This window comes from Ktedonosporobacter rubrisoli (assembly GCF_004208415.1).
GTDB lineage: Bacteria > Chloroflexota > Ktedonobacteria > Ktedonobacterales > Ktedonobacteraceae > Ktedonosporobacter > Ktedonosporobacter rubrisoli.
The window spans coordinates 9,413,701-9,433,482 of record NZ_CP035758.1; the positions used below are offsets into that span (position 1 = coordinate 9,413,701).

Genomic DNA, 19,782 nt, shown 5'->3' on the forward strand with positions numbered 1-19,782 from the left:
GGTAGAGCAGGGGCCAACGGCCAGGTCCTTTCGTTCCATAACGGGGAGCCGTCCGGGACGGCTTCTCAGCGAGATCGCTAAATAAAATGTCACTATTTGTAAGGAGGCCTTGGCGCGATGCCCGAAGATCTGCCCCAGCGTGTGCGTACTGTATGGTGGGAAGAAGATGAAAAGAGTGCGACTGTAGTTTTATTGGATCAATCGTTACTGCCCCAGCAGGTGGTCTATCTTCACCTTAAGGATGAGGAACAGGTAGCTGATGCCATCAAAACCTTAAAAGTGCGCGGCGCACCTGCCATCGGGGTAACTGCTGCCTTTGGCATGGCTCTGGCCCTTTACCGCCTTCAGCGCGAAGCTGCAGAGCGCGGGGAGGCTCTTACCCTGGATCAGGCGCACGCACATCTGCTGGCTGCTGGCCACCTCCTGGGCCTTACACGCCCAACGGCCGTAAATCTTTTCTGGGCGATTGAGCGCATGCAACGTCGCGCCGATCAGCTTGTAGGGCAGGGATGTGGCGTTGAGGAACTGGGACGTGCCTTGCGCACCGAGGCTCAAGCGATTGCCGATGAGGATTTTGCTGCTTGTCAGCGTATGGGGGAATACGGCGCGGCCTTGATTGCGGATGGCGATACTCTGCTAACCCATTGTAATGCTGGCGCTCTGGCTACGGCTGGCTGGGGCACGGCCCTGGCTCCTATGTATGTGGCCAGTAGAGCAGGGAAACAAATTCACGTCTTTGTTGATGAAACGCGCCCAATCCTACAAGGGGCTCGCCTGACCGCCTGGGAATTGCAGCAAGAAGGGATTCCCCTCACGCTAATTACCGATAATATGGCAGGGCATTTTATGCATCATGGCGGGATCAAGGCTGTATTTGTTGGCGCTGATCGTATTGCGGCTAATGGGGATGTCGCAAACAAGATTGGAACATATAGTGTGGCTGTACTGGCCCGGGCTCACAACATTCCCTTTTATGTGGTTGCCCCCTGTTCTACTGTTGATCTGAGCCTTCCTTCTGGCGAACATATCCCTATAGAGCAACGTAACCCTGAAGAAGTGACAAGAGTGCGCGATGCCCAGGTTGCTCCTGTGGGAGTGAATGTTGCTAATCCGGCCTTTGATGTGACTCCCCATACCTATGTCACGGCGATTATTACGGAAAAGGGTATCGCTCGGCCTCCTTACGAGGTTACTTTGCGACAAATCTTCAGGGATGAACATGATTCTGGGAGGTGAGTTCGTCAATGGATTCGGATATCGTACAGGCCGTTGCCCATTATGCTGAAGAAGTATTGGGCAGCGAGGGGTTTCATTATGTGAGCGCGGTTGTCGCAAACTGCAAAATGCTTGCCTTAGAATTGGAAGAAGAGGAAATAAGTGCTGAGGAGGAGGAAGAAGAAGAAGCCGAAGGTGAGGAGGAGGAAGAGGAAGAAAAGAAGAAAGAGGAGGAGGAAGGGAAGGAAGAGGAGGAAAAGCGCCCCGGTGCGGTAGACATGCAGGTCCTTGTGATCGCTGGCTACCTTCACGATATCTCTACTGCGACTCATGGTTTTCACGATCATCAACAAAAGTCGGCTGAAATGGCTGTTGAGTTCTTGCGCGAATGCGATGCACCGGAAGAGTGCGTTAAGAAGGTGGAACAGGCCATATTGGTACATGCTACGGCCGTTCCTGCCGAGAAGCGCGAAACTGCATCTATTGAAGGCCTTATTCTCTATGATGCTGATAAATTAGGGCGGCTTAGCGGCCTGGCCGTTGTGACGTCGCTGATAGAGTTCGGAGCGCGCTATCCTAATCGCGCAGTGACCGGCGAGGTTCTCGCTGCTATCCTTCGTCATATAGAAGAGCGCTTTATTGAGCTATATCAGTCCTTGAATACTGAGCCAGCGCGGCGTCTGGCTCGTGAAAAGTTTAATAACACTCTTGCCTTTTTAGATGGGGTGATCGAGCATCTTAGCGATGCTACGCCGGTTTAGCCTCTTTGGCTTTCTTTTATTGCTTGCCTGTTACTAACTATTACTTTTTGTGATGGAGGATAGATGTGCCTATTTTAGTCGTTGGCTCCGTGGCCCTCGATAATGTTGAGACGCCATTTACTAAGGTGAATGATGCCCTGGGAGGTGCGGCTTCGTATTTTGTGACTGCAGCCTCCCTTTACGATGAGGTAAATCTTGTCGCGATTGTGGGCAGCGATTTCCCGCAAGAGCACCTGGATTTCTGGCGCAAGCGCTCTATTGATCTAGAGGGCTTACAGATACAAGACGGTAAAACCTTCAGGTGGGTCGGGCGCTATCATATGGATATGAATAGTCGCGATACGCTTGATACGCAACTTGGGGTTTTTGCTGACTTTCATCCGGTCGTGCCTGCGAAATACCAGAAAAGCCAGTTAGTCTTTCTTGCCAATATTCATCCACAGTTACAATTGGAAGTGCTTGAACAGATGCCTCAGGCACAGCTTACTGTGCTTGATACAATGGAATTGTGGATTATGACTGAGCGCGAGGGGCTGACTGAGGTCATGAAGCGCGTCGATGTGCTCTTGCTGAGCGAGGAAGAGGTGCGCCAGTTTACTAATCAGCCCAGCCTGGTAACTGGCGTGCGAGAGCTTCTAAAGCTTGGTTTGAAGTATGTGGTGGTAAAACAGGGAAGTTATGGTGCGTTATTGTTTGGCGCTGATGGGACATATTTTAGCGCGCCTTCTTATCCCTTAGAAGAGGTCATTGATCCAACTGGCGCCGGCGATTCTTTTGCTGCCGGCCTGCTTGGCTATCTTTCAACAGTTGCGCCGCAAGCTAACGGGTCTTATGATATTGAAGATCTCAAACGTGCTGTGGTGCATGGAAATATTCTCGGGTCCTTTACCTGTGCCGATTTTAGCATCGGCGGTCTGCGTAATCTGACCATGGATGATATTGCCCGACGCTACAAAGCGCTGGTGGCCTGCTCGCATTTTGACCCGGATTGGCAACTTGCGCGTTAGCTAGAAGTTTTACCACAGCTATGTTGTAGAATATAGCTTGTTGCGTAGAGAATTGTGCTAACGCTCGATTCTTCAGCTAAGCTACAAGCGTCGTGGTGAGTTATCCCTACCTCGCGCTTATCATACAAAACCTACTTGTTTTGCAGAAGGGAAAAATACGTAATATGACGACTTCGATTCGTGGGGATTTCAAGGATGCTTCTCTGACTCCTCGCGGTAAAGATCGTATTGAGTGGGCAGCTAAGGATATGCCCGTTCTGCGCCTCATTCGTGAGCGCTTTGCCAAGGACCAACCCTTAAAGGGTGTGCGCATGTCTGGCTGCTTGCATATCACCACGGAGACTGCCAACCTTGCCATCACTTTGAAGGCTGGCGGGGCCGATCTTGTGTTGTGTGCATCTAACCCCCTTTCAACACAGGATGATGTTGCCGCAGCTCTCGTAAATGAGTATGGTATTCCTACATTTGCGATTAAAGGGGAAGATGAGGAGATCTATTATCGGCACATTAATGCTGTGCTCGATCACAAACCAAATATGACCATGGATGACGGTTGTGATCTGGTCTCAACTCTGCATTCTACGCGCACGGAGCTGCTCCCGAATATTATCGGCGGCATGGAGGAGACAACCACAGGCGTTATCAGACTAAAGAGCATGGAGAAGGGCGGGGTGCTCAAGTTCCCTGTTCTGGCGGTAAACGATTCCGATACCAAGCATATGTTTGACAATCGCTATGGTACGGGGCAGAGCTCTATCGATGCGATTATACGTGCTACCAATATCTTGCTAGCTGGCCGCACTGTTGTCGTCTTCGGCTATGGTTGGTGCGGTCGTGGCGTCGCCTCGCGTGCTCATGGCATGGGTGCCAATGTAATTGTGATTGAGGTAGATCCGGTACGCGCTCTAGAGGCCGTGATGGATGGCTATCGCGTCATGCCTGGCGTGGAGGCTGCGGCTCTAGGAGATCTCTTTGTTACCGTGACCGGCGATCTCAATGTGATTGATAAGCATCATCTTGAGCGCATGAAGAATGGCGCCATCATTGCCAACTCCGGCCATTTCAATGATGAGATAAATATTCCCGCCCTTGAGCAGCTCGCCGTGAACAAGCGACGGGTGCGCGATTTCGTCGACGAATATACCTATGGCGATGGTCGTCGCGTGCACCTGCTGGCTGAAGGTCGCCTGGTCAATCTCTCAGCTGCGGAAGGTCATCCTGCCAGCGTGATGGATATGAGCTTTGCCAACCAGGCTCTAGGCGCCGAATATATGCTCGTTCATGCCAAAGAGATGCAGCCTCGTGTCTATACGCTGCCGAAAGAGCTGGATCAGGAGATCGCTCTCCTCAAGCTGCAGGCTATGGGGATTACCATAGACACGCTTACTCCCGAGCAAGAGAAGTATCTCAATTCCTGGGAGTCCGGTACCTAAGATTTTATAAGGCTTTCCTCTCACAGGGTCTTCCCTGTGAGGGGAAAATTTTTAAACAGTGGAAAGAAGCTGCGGGGACCCTCAATTGAGGGAAAAAAGTGGAAATGATATGGTGCCATCAAGCATTAAGGCCAGGGCCTTCAAGTTCTCCAGATGGGGATTGGTAAGGGGGCGTCGCGACCTAGCGAATGAAGCCCTTAACCTGGGGCGCGCCGGGATGTGCTCCGATTTTTCTCCTCTTCTGCACAGCTGTCAGGCGGAGAACCAATCAGAACTAGAAAGCCTTGGATTACAGCTTATCTCGATTGACAAGCGAGCCATTCTTGACGTAGAATATAGGCGTCAGTGGCTAAACTCATACATGCGACTGATGTGTACACATACAACTAAACTACGAGTGAGATCGCTCTCATCAAGAGAGGTGGAGGGAAACGGCCCTACGAAGCCCGGCAACCCGTCTGTGCAATGCAGGAAGGGTGCCAATTCCGGCGGAGCATCATCCGCAAGATGAGGGGAATGAGCAATAAATGCCAGACCCCTGAAGACAGGGGTTTTTTTGTGCCTCAGATAGACCATTCACCCCGCCATCTTTTACTTGCTTGAGAATATGACCACACGACCAAACATACTTATGTATAAACGGAAATCAGAAAGGATGGAGCCAGGCACATGAGTAATTTCATGGACAGCCCAAAGTCGTTCTTTACTAGCGAGTCCGTCACTGAAGGGCATCCCGATAAGCTGTGTGACCAGATTTCGGATGCAATTCTTGATGCGATTCTGACGCAAGATCCCGTGGCGCGTGTCGCCTGCGAGACGGCAACGACGACGGGTCTTGTGCTTGTTGCTGGCGAAATTACCACTTCCGCTTGGATCGATATGCCTGCTGTGGTGCGCAAGACTATCGAGCAAGTAGGGTATATCAACGCTGATTATGGCTTCGACTATCGTACCTGCGGCGTTGTTACCTCAATTGGTAAGCAGTCGCCAGATATTGATATGGGGGTTAGTCGTTCTCTAGAGACGAAAAACGTTGAGGCTATCCAGCTCAGCGATGATGAGTTGGAAAATATTGGGGCTGGTGATCAGGGAATGATGATCGGTTTTGCTTGCAACGAGACCCCCGAATACATGCCTATGCCGATTAGCCTTGCCCACAAATTGACGCGCCAGCTCTCGCAGGTACGGCGTAAGTCGTGGGGCGGAAATGGGCCAATGTCGTATCTGCGCCCCGATGGCAAGAGCCAGGTTACGATTCAGTACGAGCATGGGCGACCCGTGCGCGTGGATACTGTAGTGATCTCGACCCAGCATGCCGATTATATCGACTCGGAGCAGGTGCGCACAGATGTCATTGAGCATATTATTAAGCCTGTGATCCCTCAGCATCTGCTTGATAAGAGCACAAAGATTTTTGTAAATCCAACCGGTCGCTTTGTAACTGGCGGTCCAATGGGCGATGCTGGCTTGACCGGCCGTAAGATTATCGTCGATACCTATGGTGGTATGGCCCGCCATGGTGGCGGGGCCTTCAGCGGTAAAGATCCCACAAAGGTGGATCGTTCGGCGGCTTACGCTGCGCGCCACATCGCTAAGAATATTGTCGCGGCTGGCCTGGCCGATCGCCTGGAACTCCAGATTTCCTATGCTATCGGCGTGGCGCGTCCGCTTTCGCTCTTTGTTGAGACGTTCGGGACGGGTAAGGTTGCTGATGAGGAGATTATCCGCCTCATTAACGAGCACTTCGATCTGCGGCCTGCCGGTATTATTCAAGAGCTGAAATTGCGTCGGCCTATTTATCAGCCCACTGCGGCCTTTGGTCATTTTGGACGCACAGATGTAGAGCTACCCTGGGAGGAGCTGAATAAGGTTCCTATGCTGGCAAAGGGCGTAGGAGCTCACATAGAGAGCCGTGAATCACTTTCTTCCTAGCACTCACAGCGAAATATAGGCAAGGCGGAGCTCCATCTAGCGAGCTCTGTCTTGTGCTGCTTTATAGCATCATGTCTTTTTAAGGCTCCCTCAGCCGAGATGCAAGTTCGATCTATACAGAAGAGGATGACGGTTATTTTGTGCTGAACATTGATCAGCTTTCCTTAAGCTTGCGCAAGGATGCAAATTTAGCAGCTCACGTCGTCGCTGACAGCTGTCCTGTGCCCTGGTGCTTTTTGCTGGCTGCGCCTTGCGTCCTTTGGGAGTCAGGCGTACGTTTGCTTATTGACCTGCTTATCTATTTATGCCGTTGTCATCAAGGCTATTAAATCACGTATAATATGCAAGGGCAGATACTGTTGATCTGCCTGAGCTAGTCCTGGTATTTAAGAGAAGAAAGGGAATAACACGTATGGACTTTACACTCAACGATGAGCAAATGGCCATTCGTAATACGTGTAGGGATTTTGCTGAAAAAGAGATAAAGCCTCTCGCCGAAAAGATGGATGCAACGGGGCAATTTCCATATGAGCTGGTCCGTCAAATGGGTGAATTGGGGTTGTTAGGGCTCCCCTTTCCTGAAGAATATGGTGGAGCTGGTGCTGATTTTCTTTCCTACTGCATTGCTATTGAAGAAATTTCGCGGGGCGATGTCTCCGTGGGTATTACTATGGAGGCGCATACTTCGTTAGGGGCTATGCCTTTCTATCTCTTTGGTAGCCAGGAGCAGAAAGAACGCTTCTTGCCTGCGCTGGCACGTGGCGAGCAGTTGTGGGCCTTTGGCTTGACGGAGCCGGAAGCCGGCTCTGATTCGGGCGGTACTCAGACGCGCGCTACACTGCAGGATGGAAGCTGGCACATCAATGGGGCTAAGGCTTTTATTACCAATGCTGGAACTGAGATGACGGCCGGTGTGACGATTACCGCGGTTACTGGTACACGCCCCGATGGCCGCAAGGAGATTACCAACCTGATTGTGCCGAAAGGTACTTCCGGCTATAGCATTGGTAGCGCTTATAAAAAGATGGGCTGGAAGGCTTCTGATACGCGTCCTCTGGCTTTTGAGGACTGCGTTGTGCCCGAAGAGAACAGGCTGGGCCAGCGCGGGGAAGGCTTCAAACAGTTCATGCAGATTCTTGATGGCGGACGTGTTGCGATTGCTGCTCTCTCGGTTGGCCTGGCTCAGGCCTGCCTGGATGAAGCTTTGAGCTATGCGAAGCAGCGCAAACAATTTGGGAAGCCGATAAGCTCTTTCCAGGCCATTCAGTTTAAGCTTGCCGATATGGCTACCGAGATAGAGCTGGCCAGGTTGATGTATTATAAGGCGGCCTGGCTGCATATGCAGGGCCAGCCGTATGCGCGTGAAGCTTCGATGGCGAAATTGTTTGCCTCCGAGACGGCTAAACGGGCCGCCGATCAGGCTGTGCAGATTCATGGTGGTTATGGCTTTATGGATGAGTATCCAGTCTCGCGTTACTGGCGTAGCGTGAAGATTAATGAGATTGGCGAGGGCACAAGCGAAGTGCAGCGCATACTCATCGCTAAGCAACTAGGCTGCTAAAAGCTAAGCAAAAAAGAAAGCAGATGGTGAAAAATATTCCCATCTGCTTTTATGTTTATCGGCAGGACAGAGGCTTGCCCGCCTGCCCCTATTTGGCCGAGACCGGTAAGCTAAACGTTCTGAAGGTTACCGTCGAGGCTGCGATATTCGCCGGATTGATAGTGGTCTCGTCATTCATCAACCAGACGGCTGTATCGTCGTTGACGGCAAGGAAGGCGGCAGCTCTGGGAACTATATTCGGGCCAACGCTTACTTCATGCTTCGTCTGGGCATCGAACATCTCAAAGCCCTTATCGCTATTTTGCCAGAGCAGGAAGCGAGAGCCACCCTGCAAGGCCGAGGCCGGGCTTTTATCATTATCGTAGTCAGGGATCGCCACCTGCGTGTCATCAAGCAGCGAGATGGCTGTGAGTGTGCCCTTGATGGAGGCATCGGGCTGGGCCGTATAGACTCCCAGATCGGGATAATCTTTGCCTGCTGTCTGCGAATCTGTAATGCTTGTCGCTACGGGAGTGGCCGCAGGCGTTGTAGTCGCCGCAGGCGTCGTCGTCATGGTTGCCTCTGGAGTTGATACGGGTGTCGTCGAGGGGCTGGGCGTCGGCGTGACCATATTTGCTACGTTATCGGCAGGATTGGTCGAGTCTGTATTCAAGAAGAAGAGTGTATCGCCTACTATCTGCGGCTGGAATGACTGTTTATCATCACGGAAGAGCGTTTTGCGTGAGACGGTATGCGGCAGCCATTTGCCAGGTGTTGGCTGATCGGACACAATCTGTTGAGCCCAGATATTGCTATGTGGCATATTATCACTCGTATACCACTCCTCGGACCAGAAGATGTTTGTGCCATCTGCGCTGGCTGTAGGCGAGGTGATGATGCGACCATCAGTAGCGGTTGCGAGCTCCTTGGTAAGCTGATCTTTCTGCGCATCCAGCGGGTATTGCAGCAGGTGAGCAGTTCCTTTAGCGTCAACCGTCGCGATCAGGAGCGCGTTCTGGGCAAAGCTGATTCCCTGTACAGGCGTATGGACCCAATCGGGTACTGTGCTTGGATTGAATGTCCCTTTGAGTAGGGTCCTGGGCTGAGGTTGCGTTCCATCGGTTGCCTGATTAGCATTGTTGCCAACAGGGAGTGCATTGAGCGTCCAATCGCGCTGCTGGCTATGTGTATTGTGTTGTTTTGTATCCTTGCTTGTGTCGACTTTAGGCGTATTGAGCTGCAGCCATACCAGCCAATCCTTAGAGCTTCCCAACACGATCAGAGGATTCTTGCTGGGCTCGCTCAGAAGAGGCGTACTGGCCTGGGTTTTGTTATCAAGTTGCTCAAGCATCCAGCCGGTTGTGTTGTCACCATAAGCAGTGTAATAAATAGATTGGTGATTGCCGACCGCGCTTACCACATGCGGATAGGCTGTTGTTGTAATAGCCTTGGCTGTAGCTACCTGGACGGGATTAGCCACGCTAACTACATTGTTTTGCGGCGCTGGGATATTTGGACCGCTGTTATGGCTGTTATTGTTGGCGAGCAGCAATAACGAGGTCAGGCCACCCATCATTAAGATCATCAGGAACGATGCGGCCAGGCCCAGAATGGCAAATTGATTCATGCGTGGGTAGCGACGCCTGCTACTGGCTCGAATGACTGGAAGCGGACCGGTATCTGCTGCTGCGAAGGCTGTCAGTGCATCTGTTTGTGGGGTGGTGCGAACCTGTTTCTTCAGATAGGGTACAAGGAAGTCGGGAATCGGTGTAGATGTCGCAGAGGATAGATTGTTCTGTATAAAGCGCGAGTGCTCTACTGCCAGAGCTTGCATAAGCCTACTATGAGCCTGTGGAACTGGCTCAAGTGTAGGCAATGAGCGCATGCGTTCCCCTACAAAATTATACTGATCATAGAGCTGTCGGCAGGTAGCACAATGTGCCACGTGCTCCTCCAGGGCTGTTAAGTCAGCCTGATCATTTTTCAGTTCGCGGTATATGGCAAGCATGGCTTGCGCTAGACTACAGTTCAATCTTCACCGACCTCTTTTTTGTACAATCCAATGAAACGTTCACGCGCACGCATCAGACGCATCTTCACAGCAGATGAGCTGATACTGAGAATCCCAGCGATTTCAGCGCATGAAAAGCCGTCATTTTCATATAACCACAAGCATACCGCGTATTTTGGGGGCATCTGCTTTAGTACGCGTTCTACTATTTCTCTGTCGGCGACGCGGCTCTCGAAACGTCCACCGTCATACCCGCCGCGCTCATATATCGTACTGACTGAACTTGCTCTTGCCTCATGGGCATGCTCATCGCCGTTACTATTAAAGTTATCGGCTGATGTTCCTCCTGAGTCCGAGATAACCCCGGCTCCGATACCACGATCTTCGTTGAATAAGGATAATGGTAACCACGATATCAGGCGACGCCGCCGCAGCGAGTCAGTCGTTGTATTGGCTGCTATGCGATAGAGCCACGCTGACAATGCTGCTGGCTGTACCACTGTACCCCCCAGCAATGCTTTGTATGCTTTGACAAATACGTCCTGGGCAAGATCATAGGCCTGCTCACGGTTGCCAATCAGATGATAGATGAAGTTAGTGATGGGAACTTGAAAGCGCTGAAAGATGCTTTCGAAATCTGCGACATTCACTTGCTCTGCCGGCTGCAATTGTTCCGATCCGGCAGCCGCAGAGTGAGTGGAGTGCGCTTCCGCATCTTCCTCACTTTCATAGCCCGTTTCCTCACTACTGCCCTCATCTTTTGGCAATGGCATTGCGGAATGGCCCGGACGCTCATCCTCTTCTAGGGATGAGTGTAGACTGCTATTCGTATTGTAGAAACGGATAGAGGTATCCATCGGTTACATCAGCCTTATGGAAAGTATTGTTAACATAATATATTCGTGGAAATTTTCATCACCACTTTAGCATAACATATTTATCTGGGTCACGCTGTGATTTGATAAACATTGGGAAAGATAGCTAGCAGCCTTTTCCCATTGGTAGTGTTGGTTTGAGAATAGTATAACATAAATGGCTCCGCTCGCCGATATATCCTCCTTTCTAGCCTGCTACTACTCCCCCAGGAGTACAGGTTGCGCGCCCAGGCCGCATAAATATATACATGAATCCTGCCTCATTTTGTACGCCGCTGGCGGCGGTAGGTTGGAGGAAAGTGAAGAGAACGAGGCGCAGTTCCGAGCCCTTAGTCAAGGAGTGAACCCCTTGTAACCCTTCCTTAACAATTTTCGGAATGGCTCATGTTGCCCCGGGTCTATCTGGATGTGGCAAGTAGTACAATGCCGTGAGAAACGGTTCCTCATATGAAGTGTTTTCTGCTTGCTTTCTCTCCCCAACATTTCTATTACGCACAGCGTAGCCCGTTCATTTTCAACAGAAAATATAGATGAATATGCATTATTCTATTTTGACACTAATCAGGATATTCAAGTACTTTTGTATGGTTTTTATCGCGATTACTATACAAACAGATAAGAAAGAAATACTATATAGACGGCTTCAAAAATTGTATAGCATTCGTGGCTAGATTGCGCTATAGCGGAGACAAAGAAATGCAAATTAATGCATGCTATAATTAGGAGTAAGTAATGCCGCCAAAGATCAGGCAATTAAAAGCCAGGCTCTTAAAGGCTGGGTTTACCGTTCGATCAGGAAAAGGTAGTCATACAGTTTGGCACCATCCAAGCCTACCAGAAGTCACAGTCACATTATCTGGCAATGAAGGTAGAGACGCAAGGCCATATCAGGTTGACGATGTTGAAAATGCTATCAAAGAACTCAGGGAGGACAAATGAAAAGACCCTTTCACTATTCTATAATTATACAATGGAGTGATCGAGACCAGGCCTACCTCGTTAATGTTCCTGAGCTTCCAGGCTGTCACACGCATGGAGATACATATGAAGAAGCTCTTAAAAATGCGTTAGAAGTTATCGAATTGTGGATAGAAGCAGCCATAAAAGATGGTAGACCGGTTCCACCTCCAAAGGTGTTAGCTGCAATCTAATCAATATGCGTCGACAAAACTGCCAATAAATTTGATCAAAACAGGTCTTTGGAAGAAGCGAAGCATTATATAATGGGACCCTTATGACTGCATCTATGTCGTAAGTGTGCCTGAATTGCCGGGTTGTATGACACTTGGGCACTCATATGAAGAAGCTATCAGGCAAGGACAGGATACTATTGAAAGCTGGATCATGGTAGCTGAGCAAGATGGCGATCCGATACCCTCTCCTAAACCATTTATAGCAGCGTAATATGGCTAGAAAAAAGAAAACCAGGACGATAGGATAGTTATTTTGCGCCTTGCTATTGTGCCAGGTTTTTGCTAACATGGAGCTATGCTAACTCATCAGGTGCAATCACAAAGCTGGGATATTGTCGGCCACGAACATTCTATCGATATTCTGCGCCGTACGCTTGCCGCGCAACAGATACGGCATGCTTATCTTTTTGTGGGACCTCAGCGCATCGGCAAGATGCTGCTGGCCCAACGCTTTGCGCAGACATTATTGTGTGTTGGCGGCCCGGACCCGCAGATCTCCCCTACCGATCCCTGCAATTCCTGCCTGGCCTGTCGCAAGGTTTTGCACAGCAATCACCCCGACGTCCATATAATCACTAGAGCTCCCGATAAGCAATTTATTCTTATCGAGCAGGTACGCGCCCTGCAGAACGCGGCGGCTCGCCGTACGCACGAGGGACGGCGCAAGATTTTTATCATCCAGGATGCCCATGAGATGAATGTGCAGGCAGCCAATTGTCTCCTGAAGACACTGGAGGAGCCGGAAGCTGATGTCATTCTTCTGTTGACAGTTCCCGATGCTGGTTTATTGTTGCCTACGATTATCTCGCGCGTCCAACAGATCCCGATGCAGCTATTGACAACAGAACAGATCAGACAGGCTTTGGTGCAGCGCTGGGAGGTTGAAGCTGAGGAGGCTAGCCTGATCGCCGCGCTGGCTGCCGGTCGCATGGGCTGGGCCGTCCAGGCTGTGGAAGATGAAGACATGCTGGCCGAGCGCAAAACGCAGTTAGAACTACTGGCTAAGTTGCCCGCCGCGACTAAGGTGCAGCGCTTTGATATCGCCCAACGGCTGAGTACGGATAGCGAAAAAGCGCGCGAACTGCTGGAATTATGGCTGTTATGGTGGCGCGATGTCGTCTTGGCCGCGAATAATTGTCTTGATCTCACTGTAAATGTGGACATGCGCGATCTACTGAAAACTCAAGCTGATAAGCTGGGGACGCTAGAGGCTGAGCGCATGGTACGTGCTATTCTCCAGGCTCAAGAGACGCTTGAGCAAAATGTAAGCGCGCGCCTTGCTCTTGAAGTTTTAATGCTTGACGTGCCTTCCCTCAAACTGTAGTCGCTGCTCTTCTCTGCTTTTCTGCGCAACTTATGGCTCTGCTCTGTGATATCATAAAGGCTAAGAAACCTTCGTTGCGAGAGTAGCGCAGTGTGGCGCTAGAAGTTGTTGAAAGGCAGTGCTCGATGAGAAGTAATTTTCAGCACCTGCTGCTGCGGCAGGAAGAGGGTGTAGTAGTCATTACGATGAATCGCCCTGAAGTATTAAATGCATTCAATGATGCAATGCTGCAAGAGTTGACGGAGGCTGTGGAGGAGGCGGCAAAGAGTGATGATGTGCGCTGCCTGGTGCTCACGGGAGCCGGGCGCGCTTTCGGCTCCGGTCAGGATCTCTCTGCATTTGCTTCGGCTCAACATAACGCGGAAGCCCAGCCGGTTAGCGAGCACTTGAAGAAATATCATCGTTTACTATCCCTCATTCGCGAGATGCCCAAACCTGTAATCGCCGCGATCCGCGGAGTAGCGGCCGGTATCTCCTGCAATGTTGCTCTGTCATGCGATCTGCGGATCGCTGCCGATAATGCGCGCTTTATTGAAGCGTTTGCGCGGATCGGGTTAGTGCCCGATGGTGGTGGTGGCTATTTCTTACCTCGTCTGATTGGTTTAGGCAAGGCTCTAGAGATGGCCATGCTGACGGATGAGGTGAGCGGGCCAGAGGCTGAACGCATCGGTCTGGTAAATAAATGTGTGCCGCTGGCCGAATTTGAGACGGAAACTATGGCTCTGGCAAAGCGCCTGGCCCAGGGTCCTACCCGAACGTATGGGTTGATTAAACAGCTGATGTATCAGTCGCTTGATTGCGATTTGCCTTCGGCGCTGGAGCTTGAGGGAAGATTGCAGGATGCGGCCAAAGCTACGGCAGATCATCGCGAGGGCGTTAACGCTTTTCTACAAAAGCGCCGACCTCACTATAGTGGCAAGTAAGTGCTGTGCGTATTGAGACTTTAACTTATAGTAATAGACAGATGCAAGGTAAAAAGCGGCGCGAGTGGCTTCGCCAGTATGCTCCTCTCCATCTGGAGCATTGTGCCGCGCTGATGTTGTCAGCCGTGCGCTGGCGCCCATTCAGTACTTCAAGGAGCACTCTTGTGCTGGGTGCGGGCGCCTGTACTGAAGTACCTTTGCCTGAGCTGGTTCAGGCTTCCGATGAGGTTGTGCTGGCAGATCTGGATATCATTGCTTTGCAGCAAGGCGTAGCTGATCAGTTAACGCCGGGCCAGCGCAAGCGGGTAAAACTTGTGGCTGAAGATCTTAGCGGAGGTGTAAGCGCTAATCTGCATCATAGGATCATTCTCCAACCCTGGGATACCTTGCTTGCTCAGGGCGCGTCGACGCTCTTTAAGGCGGCGGCTGAGTGTTTAGAGCAATGCCTTGTTCCCGATCCTCCATCCATAGAGCAGCTGCCTACTGGTGAGTTTGGCGTTGTGGTCAGCTCACTTGTGCTGTCCCAGCTTTTTAGCTATCCTATTCTCGATCTGCTTGACCATATCCAGCGCCTTGCGCCAGCCTTGATGGGAGAACAGGAGCGACATTACCGCTACCAGGAGGCAGCGCAGGCATTCCGAACTCGCCTTATCAAGGCCCATTTGCACCTGTTAAGCTCCTTGCTTGATCAGGGAGGCCTGGTTGTTCTGTTGAGCGACGTCCAGGGTTTTGTTTTCAATGTCTATGGAACCGAGCACGACGAGCAGCATCGGCGTAAAATGCCGCTCGTACCACGGATTTTCCCTGAGCTGGTGCGCGAGCATTTCACTGTGCTGGAAGAACGGCGATGGGAATGGATAACCGATTTGCCGACAAAGGATAGGCCTGGTCGCGGCTATGAGGTAAGCGGCTATATCCTGGCACCGCCAGCGGTGTCATAAGTGGGTAATGCGCTGTCGCTGTTCCTCTTGCTATGCCGATAATTATCGGTTATACTTGTCTCTACGATATATTATGCTAGATCGTCATGAGGGACGAATACATGCTGCGCTGAGCCGACAGCGAGTCGGGGATGGTGGAAGCCCGACATACTCAGATCACATGGAATGCCCCCCTCTGGTTTGGTAAGGTAGAAAGAAATTACTGAACCGCGATGCGGGAAGAACATCACAGGCAATCTTGTCGTGATCACTAATCCTTGCCGGTAGCCCTCCGTTATCCTGGGGCAAGGCATCGAAAGCGTATCTATAAGTGCCTCATTTGGCGTGAGGTGAGAAGGTACAGCTCTTCCGTGCCTGTCGAGTGGGAAGTCCAGGCCTGTTTGAAGGCTTGAGCGGCTTCCAAGCCAGGTGGTACCACGGGCTCTTTACTTTAAGCAAATTCTGCCCGCCCTGAACTTATAGGTTCGGGGCGGGTTTTTGTTTGTGTTTCAGGGTTATGAGCCGGAGGCGCTTGTGCAATGATCTACGGAATCAAGGTTGCTCTGCCTAATGAAAAGGAGTGTAAAAGCAATGACAACAGGTCTATCGTCGGTGCAAATTACAGAAAAGTATCTCTCGTTTTTTCGAGCTCGCAACCATTTAGAGCTGATGAGCAGCCCTTTGGCCGTGCCTGGGAATAGTACATCCTTTATCATCGCCGGTATGCAGCCATTGTTGCCGTATCTGCGTGGAGAGCAGCTTCCGCCAGCGCCTCGCCTGACTGCGTTGCAGCGCTGCTTGCGCACGGATGATGTGGATATGGTGGGGACAAACGATTATAAATTCTCGGGCTTTCATATGCTCGGCAACTGGTCAATTGGAAATTATGGGAAGCATGAAGTTATTGAGATGGCGCTGGATTTGCTGCTCAATGTCTTCGGCCTGGATCTGGGGCGGCTCTGGGTAACCGTCTTTACTGGCGATCCCAGGCTGCACTTAGGCTTAGATGAAGAAGCGGTTGCGGGCTGGTTACGCGTGGGCTTTCCGCCTGAGCGCATCGTGCCGCTGGGAAGAGATGATAACTTCTGGACAACAGGTGGTCCGGGACCAAGTGGCCCGTGCTCGGAGATCTTTGTCGATCGCGGCCCTGCATATGGCTGCGGTAGCGCAGAGTGCCGTCCTGGTTGTTCCTGCGGGCGCTTTTTTGAGATCTGGAATCTCGTCTTTATGGAGTATGATTTGTTGGCGGATGGCTCTATTGTGCCGTTGCCACAGCGCAATATCGATACGGGCATGGGCCTTGAGCGTATTGCGATGGTGCTGCAGGGGACTGGCTCGGCCTTTGCCATAGATCTTTTTCAAGCGGCGCGTGAGCGTTTGCAAATGTTAGCGCCTGGATCTGATCGGCTTGATAAGACTAGGGAGGAGCATGCATATAAAGTGATTGTGGATCATATGCGCGCGGTGCTTATGGCGGTCCTGGCCGGTGTGGAACCGGGGCGCGACGGAAGCAGATCGGTTATACGCCGCCTGGTTCGCCGGGCGGCGCGTCAGGGTAGGATACTGGGTATAGACGAACAGTTTTTAAGCTCGTTGCTGCTTCCATTAGCGCAAGCGCACGGCTCTTTGCTTACTATGGAGGAGCATGAGCGCGTGCCAACTGTAGAACGTATTGTGGCGCGGGAAGAGAGAATGTTTGCGCGCGTGTTGACCTCCGGGCTAAAATTTCTGCTTCAGCTAGAGCCGAAAGCTGATGGCCAGGTGGCGGGCGAAGAACTTTTCAGGCTGAGTGCAGAGAAGGGTTTCCCTGCGGATCTGGCGGCGGAGGTGCTGATGGAACGTGGTCTGAGTGTGGATTGGTCAGGCTATCAACGCTCTGTAGAGGAGCATCGGCGCGTAAGTCGTCTCAGCGCTGAGAAGCATTTCCGGCGCGGCTAGTCTGCCTTCGGTACGCTATTAAGGAGAGGCGCTAGAGGGTTTTGATATATGCCCATAGTTCTGCCAGGGCTTCGAGGCAGCGGCGACTCATCTCGGCAAGCTCTTGCAGGCGCTTCTCAGCTGCCTGCAGGGCCTGCTCGGGTGTGCCTGCCGCCAACTGAGCCAGAATAGCGCGAATGGCCTCAAAATTATAGCCCGCCTTGCGCAAAAGGACGATCACTTGCAGGTTGCGCATCTGTTCCGCATCATAAAATCGATAGCCGCTCGTACGATCCCGCGCAGGATGGAGCAAGCCTTGCTCTTCCCAGAAGCGCAAAGCTGAAACGCGTACATCAACTCTGCGGGCGGCCTCTCTAATCAGTAAGCCCTGGCGCTCATTGAGAAGCTTTAGCTTTGCCGCATCTTCAGTCGCAAAGAGTGGAGCAATTGTAATAGAGGTAGTGCGTAGAGCACGCAATGTTTCCTCGATATGGCAGCGATTGCCGTGGATCTCGGCATGATAGGCATCGATAAGCGCAAGCGCGGCTGGCAAGTCGTGCCGATGTAGGGTACTCATAATGAGGCGCGCACGAGCCCAGCCATAGCTTGCTATAATGGTACGAGAGATGCGCAGCGCGTGAAGATGATGGGCTGTATACAGTCGATAGCCCTGTGGCCCTCGTTCCGCGGGCGGTATAAAGCCGTACCGCTCGTAATTACGTATTGACTGCACGCTTAATCCTGTCGCTTGCGCGAGATCAACAGGCCGTAAAATCTTCTTCAAACCCTAACCTTTATCTTTCAATTGCCATTAGATAGTTTTGCGCTTCCTGAAAAAGAGAAATGAAGGTAAAAGTATAAAAGCTTGCATTAGTGATATACCATAAAGAAAGTGATCTGACAAGAGGAGAACAAAGGGTAAAATTGTAGAATTGGAGGAAAATATGTCTAAAGCCCATATTATAGTACGCAACCTTACCAAGGTCTATCGGGTTCCTGAACGCAACGAAGGGTTAGCGGCTGCAATCGGGAGCCTCTGGCGACGGAAGTACCGAGAGGTAGAGGCTGTACGTGACATCAGTTTTTCGATCGAAAAAGGTGAGATCGTGGGTTTTCTTGGACCGAATGGGGCGGGCAAGACAACGAGCTTAAAGATGTTGGCCGGCTTGCTCTATCCATCGTCGGGAGAGGCCTATGTCGCGGGCTTTATACCCTGGAAGCGACAGCCAGAATATTTGCGCCGTATGAGCATGGTTCTTGGCAATAAGAGCCAGGTGATCTGGGATATTCCGGCCTGGGATTCGTTTCGCCTCCTGGGCGATATCTATGGCCTGCCAGCAGCAAAGCTCAGAGCCGCAGTGGATGAGCTTTGTACGCTATTGGATATGCACGAGATCCTGAATCGGCCTGTGCGCATGCTTTCTCTGGGGCAGCGGATGAAATGCGAGCTGGTAGCAGCTCTGCTGTATAGGCCAGAGATTTTGTTTCTTGACGAGCCGACATTGGGTCTTGATGTCTCTATGCAGCGCCGTTTTCGCCAGTTTATTGCTGATTACAATTGCCGCTTCGGTACAACAGTAATCCTGACCAGCCATTATATGGCCGATGTGGAGGCCTTATGTCCCAGAATCATTCTTATTAACCAGGGACAGCTCTGCTACGATGGTAGCTTACAAGGCCTGACTCAGCGTTTTGCCCCTGGCAAGTTGCTCCGCCTGATTCTCAGTGAAAGATATGTTGAAAGCGAGGCTGATCTCGCTTTGCCAGCTGGACTTGAGCTGCTCAAACGTGATGGGGTTACCTGGACGTTAAGAACTAGTCAACAGGACATACTGACTTCTGTTTCACATATATTGCGGCACTTACCAATCGTTGATCTTACGGTTGAAGATCCTCCTCTAGAGACAGTTATCGACCAGATGTATCGAGGGGAGATCTAATGAACATACGAGGAATACTGGCCATCATCAGATGTACCTGGATGTCATGGCTGCAGCAGCGAAGTTTTTTCTTTCTGCTGGCCTTTGGTTGGATGATGCCGCCTCTGGTTGCGCTGTTCGTCTGGTATACAGCCGCGAGCGGCCAGCGCATTGGCGGCCTCACGCAAAGCGAGTTTGTGGCCTATTACCTCCTCTTTATGTTGGTCAACCAGCTCACCTACGCCCAGACAAATTGGACGGTTGGCGACAGGATTCGCAACGGCGACATGAGTACGATCCTCTTGCGCCCAATCTCGCCTATCCTTGACTCTCTGGCCAGTGAACTGGCAAGCAAGGCTGCCTATATGCTTTTTGTCGTCCCTGTCGTTATAGTCCTGGCCCTGGTTCTGCATCCAGAGCTGCACCCTCCTTTGCTTAACGTGCTTGCCTTTGTTCCGGCTTTGCTTATGGCCTGGTTGCTGCGCTTCTTCTGGGGCTACTGGCTGGCCTTGCTGGCTTTCTGGGCCAGTCGAGCTAACGCACTCCTCTCTTTGCAAGAGGCTTTGACGTTTCTTCTGGCGGGCCAGGTTGCACCCGTGGCCCTTCTACCAAGCTTTGTGCGAGCGCTCGCCATAGTGCTGCCTTTTCGCTATATGGTAGGCTTTCCCGTTGAGATACTTACCACTCAGTTGTCACCAGCAGATCTAGTAAGCGGCCTGGCATATCAGACCGCCTGGCTGTTGGCTACCGTGATCCTGTTTAGCTTTATCTGGCGTTGTGGCGTTCGGCGCTATACTGCCGTTGGCGGCTAA

Annotated in this window: 18 protein-coding genes and 1 riboswitch; of the genes, 15 read left to right on the forward strand and 3 right to left on the reverse strand. The window is 51.5% G+C overall.

What is annotated here, in order from left to right; genetic code table 11:
* The first annotated feature begins 117 nt into the window (after positions 1–117).
* The 6 genes from mtnA to EPA93_RS40530 all read left to right on the forward strand — a co-directional run bounded on the left by mtnA (position 118) and on the right by EPA93_RS40530 (position 7,909).
* Complete coding sequence (gene mtnA, locus EPA93_RS40505) at positions 118–1,236, forward strand: S-methyl-5-thioribose-1-phosphate isomerase (RefSeq protein ID WP_129892988.1); 1,119 nt, start codon at positions 118–120, stop codon at positions 1,234–1,236.
* 8 nt (positions 1,237–1,244) lie between these two features.
* Complete coding sequence (locus tag EPA93_RS40510) at positions 1,245–1,976, forward strand: HD domain-containing protein (RefSeq protein WP_129892989.1); 732 nt, start codon at positions 1,245–1,247, stop codon at positions 1,974–1,976.
* A 65-nt stretch (positions 1,977–2,041) separates the two neighbouring features.
* Positions 2,042–2,983 (forward strand): PfkB family carbohydrate kinase, encoded by a 942-nt coding sequence (locus EPA93_RS40515; RefSeq protein WP_129892990.1) that lies wholly within the window; start codon positions 2,042–2,044, stop codon positions 2,981–2,983.
* 164 nt (positions 2,984–3,147) lie between these two features.
* A complete protein-coding gene (ahcY, locus tag EPA93_RS40520; protein ID WP_129892991.1) occupies positions 3,148–4,416 on the forward strand; it encodes an adenosylhomocysteinase in 1,269 nt (422 codons plus the stop codon).
* A gap of 406 nt (positions 4,417–4,822) precedes the next feature.
* A riboswitch (SAM riboswitch) is annotated at positions 4,823–4,930 on the forward strand.
* A gap of 167 nt (positions 4,931–5,097) precedes the next feature.
* Positions 5,098–6,348 (forward strand): methionine adenosyltransferase, encoded by a 1,251-nt coding sequence (metK, locus tag EPA93_RS40525; protein ID WP_129894798.1) that lies wholly within the window; start codon positions 5,098–5,100, stop codon positions 6,346–6,348.
* A gap of 412 nt (positions 6,349–6,760) precedes the next feature.
* On the forward strand, positions 6,761–7,909 hold the full coding sequence (locus tag EPA93_RS40530) for an acyl-CoA dehydrogenase family protein (RefSeq protein ID WP_129892992.1): 1,149 nt from the start codon (positions 6,761–6,763) through the stop codon (positions 7,907–7,909).
* An 88-nt stretch (positions 7,910–7,997) separates the two neighbouring features.
* On the opposite strand, the gene EPA93_RS40535 is transcribed toward EPA93_RS40530, so the two are convergent.
* Positions 7,998–9,920 carry an anti-sigma factor family protein gene (locus EPA93_RS40535; protein ID WP_129892993.1) on the reverse strand — a complete coding sequence of 641 codons (1,923 nt, stop codon included), beginning with the start codon at positions 9,918–9,920 and terminating at the stop codon, positions 7,998–8,000.
* The gene (locus EPA93_RS40540; RefSeq protein ID WP_129892994.1) at positions 9,917–10,756 is read right to left on the reverse strand and encodes an RNA polymerase sigma factor; all 840 of its coding nucleotides are present in this window, start codon (positions 10,754–10,756) and stop codon (positions 9,917–9,919) included. The genes EPA93_RS40535 and EPA93_RS40540 overlap by 4 nt, the downstream gene beginning before the upstream one ends.
* Positions 10,757–11,506: 750 nt before the next feature.
* Here EPA93_RS40540 and EPA93_RS51175 point away from each other — a divergent pair.
* The 7 genes from EPA93_RS51175 (at position 11,507) to EPA93_RS40575 (ending at position 17,072) form a co-directional block, all read left to right on the forward strand.
* Positions 11,507–11,713, forward strand: a complete 207-nt coding sequence (locus EPA93_RS51175; RefSeq protein ID WP_129892995.1) for a type II toxin-antitoxin system HicA family toxin — start codon at positions 11,507–11,509, stop codon at positions 11,711–11,713.
* A complete protein-coding gene (locus EPA93_RS51180) occupies positions 11,710–11,925 on the forward strand; it encodes a type II toxin-antitoxin system HicB family antitoxin (protein ID WP_129892996.1) in 216 nt (71 codons plus the stop codon). Before EPA93_RS51175 ends, EPA93_RS51180 begins: the two co-directional genes overlap by 4 nt.
* A gap of 91 nt (positions 11,926–12,016) precedes the next feature.
* Complete coding sequence (locus tag EPA93_RS51185; RefSeq protein ID WP_422877908.1) at positions 12,017–12,178, forward strand: type II toxin-antitoxin system HicB family antitoxin; 162 nt, start codon at positions 12,017–12,019, stop codon at positions 12,176–12,178.
* A gap of 84 nt (positions 12,179–12,262) precedes the next feature.
* On the forward strand, positions 12,263–13,291 hold the full coding sequence (gene holB, locus EPA93_RS40560) for a DNA polymerase III subunit delta' (RefSeq protein ID WP_129892998.1): 1,029 nt from the start codon (positions 12,263–12,265) through the stop codon (positions 13,289–13,291).
* A gap of 125 nt (positions 13,292–13,416) precedes the next feature.
* Positions 13,417–14,214 (forward strand): enoyl-CoA hydratase/isomerase family protein, encoded by a 798-nt coding sequence (locus EPA93_RS40565; protein WP_129892999.1) that lies wholly within the window; start codon positions 13,417–13,419, stop codon positions 14,212–14,214.
* A gap of 41 nt (positions 14,215–14,255) precedes the next feature.
* Entirely contained in the window at positions 14,256–15,155 is a 900-nt protein-coding gene (locus tag EPA93_RS40570; protein ID WP_129893000.1) for a hypothetical protein, read from the forward strand.
* Between the two features lie 570 nt (positions 15,156–15,725).
* Positions 15,726–17,072, forward strand: a complete 1,347-nt coding sequence (locus tag EPA93_RS40575) for an alanine--tRNA ligase-related protein (RefSeq protein ID WP_165423725.1) — start codon at positions 15,726–15,728, stop codon at positions 17,070–17,072.
* Positions 17,073–17,103: 31 nt separating this feature from the next.
* Here EPA93_RS40575 and EPA93_RS40580 read toward each other — a convergent pair whose 3' ends face one another.
* Positions 17,104–17,835, reverse strand: a complete 732-nt coding sequence (locus EPA93_RS40580; RefSeq protein WP_129893002.1) for a MerR family transcriptional regulator — start codon at positions 17,833–17,835, stop codon at positions 17,104–17,106.
* A 160-nt stretch (positions 17,836–17,995) separates the two neighbouring features.
* Between EPA93_RS40580 and EPA93_RS40585 the strand changes: the two genes are divergently transcribed.
* Both EPA93_RS40585 and EPA93_RS40590 read left to right on the forward strand, forming a co-directional pair.
* Positions 17,996–18,991, forward strand: a complete 996-nt coding sequence (locus tag EPA93_RS40585) for an ABC transporter ATP-binding protein (protein ID WP_129893003.1) — start codon at positions 17,996–17,998, stop codon at positions 18,989–18,991.
* Positions 18,991–19,782 carry an ABC transporter permease gene (locus EPA93_RS40590; protein ID WP_129893004.1) on the forward strand — a complete coding sequence of 264 codons (792 nt, stop codon included), beginning with the start codon at positions 18,991–18,993 and terminating at the stop codon, positions 19,780–19,782. The genes EPA93_RS40585 and EPA93_RS40590 overlap by 1 nt, the downstream gene beginning before the upstream one ends.